The following is a 1,483-nucleotide window of genomic DNA, read 5'->3' on the forward strand; positions in this document are numbered from 1 at the left end:
GGCGGAAGCCCACCCGCAGCCCCCCGGGGTCGAGGACCCGGCGCGAGGTCCAGGTCTTGACGGCGTCGTTGGCGGTCGCCCAGATGCGGATGCGCTCGTGTCCGGCGGTCCGCTCCAGGACGTCAACGTGCACGGTCGGGGGGAAGATCCCGGGCCACGCGTCGACGTCCGCGATCAGGTCGAAGACCGTGCGCGCGGGCGCCTCCACGGTGATCCGGTGCTCGGTGCGGTGGCTGCTTTCCATGCTGCGGGGTTCTCCTTGTCCTGGCACGGGTAGTCCTGGCACGGGTTGATCTCGCACGGGTCCTTCCGGCACGGGTTGTCCTGGCGAAGGTTGTCCTGGCCAGGGCGTCAGTAGTTGCCGAGGCCGCCGCAGACGTTGATCGCCTGCGCGGTGACCGGGGCGGCCGGGTCGGTGACGAGGTAGCCGACGAGTCCGGCGACCTCCTCGGGGGTGGTGTACCTGCCGAGCGGGATCTTGGCCTCGAACCGCTCCAGCACCGCGGTCTCCGTGGTGTCCCAGACCGCGGCGTAGCCCTGCCGCACCCGCTGTGCCATCGGTGTCTCCACATAGCCGGGGCAGACGGCGTTCACGGTGATGCCGGTCTTGGCCAGCTCCAGGCCCAGTGCCTTGGTGAAGCCGATGACGCCGTGCTTGGACGCCGAGTACGGCGCTCCCAGCACCACGCCCTGTTTGCCGCCGGTCGACGCGATGTTGATGATCCGGCCGCTGCCCCGCTCCAGCATGCCGCCCGTGGTCAGCGCCTCACGGGTGACCCGCAGGACGCTGTTGAGGTTGGTGTCGATGACATCGAGCCAGAGTTCGTCGGTGAGCTTCGCGGTGGGGCCGCCCCCGCTGCGGCCCGCGTTGTTCACCAGGATGTCCACCGGGCCGAACCGGTCGACGGCGGCCCGTACGAAGGCGCCGATCTGCTCGGTGGAGCGTACGTCGCACGCCTGGCCCGCGACATCGAAGCCCTTGTCGCGCAGCCGCTCGACGGTGAGCGCGACGTTCTCGGCGTCGCGGGCGCAGATGAAGACGCGCTGCCCGAGCTGGCACAGCGCCGTGGTGATGGCGAGACCGATACCGCTGGTGGCACCGGTGACGATGGCGTGCCGGTGGTCCTCACTGGACATTTCTCTCCTCACGTTGTCGGGTCACGACCGTGGCCGCGTTGAACCCATCGGCCCCCCTGGCCAGCACGAGGGCGGCCGACACCGGTGCGCGCCGCGCCCGGCGGACGAGGTCGATCCCGTACTCGGGCACCGGTTTTCCCACATTCGCCGTCGGCGGGATCACCCCGTCGCGGATGGACAGCACGGCCGTCGCCAGGTCGAGTGCCGCGCCGCCGGCGCCGAGGCGTCCGGTCATGGTCTTGGGCGCGGTCACCGGTACGCCGTGCGGGCCGAAGATCCCGCGGAGCGCGTCCGCCTCGGCGCGGTCGAGTTCGGGGGTGCCCGCGGCGTCGGCGAACACCACATC

General features: G+C 71.1%; 2 protein-coding genes and 1 pseudogene. All 3 read right to left on the reverse strand.

Features of this window, described 5'->3' with window-relative positions; genetic code table 11:
• Positions 1 to 244: SRPBCC family protein (locus ACWF94_RS40370; protein ID WP_453500263.1), on the reverse strand; the 244-nt coding region annotated here is incomplete at its 3' end.
• A 107-nt stretch (positions 245 to 351) separates the two neighbouring features.
• A complete protein-coding gene (locus tag ACWF94_RS40375; RefSeq protein ID WP_453500265.1) occupies positions 352 to 1,137 on the reverse strand; it encodes an SDR family NAD(P)-dependent oxidoreductase in 786 nt (261 codons plus the stop codon).
• A pseudogene (locus tag ACWF94_RS40380) lies at positions 1,127 to 1,483 on the reverse strand (ketosynthase chain-length factor); the annotation flags it as partial. The pseudogene ACWF94_RS40380 and the gene ACWF94_RS40375, both read right to left, overlap by 11 nt.

Source organism: Streptomyces sp. NPDC055078 (assembly GCF_053607985.1).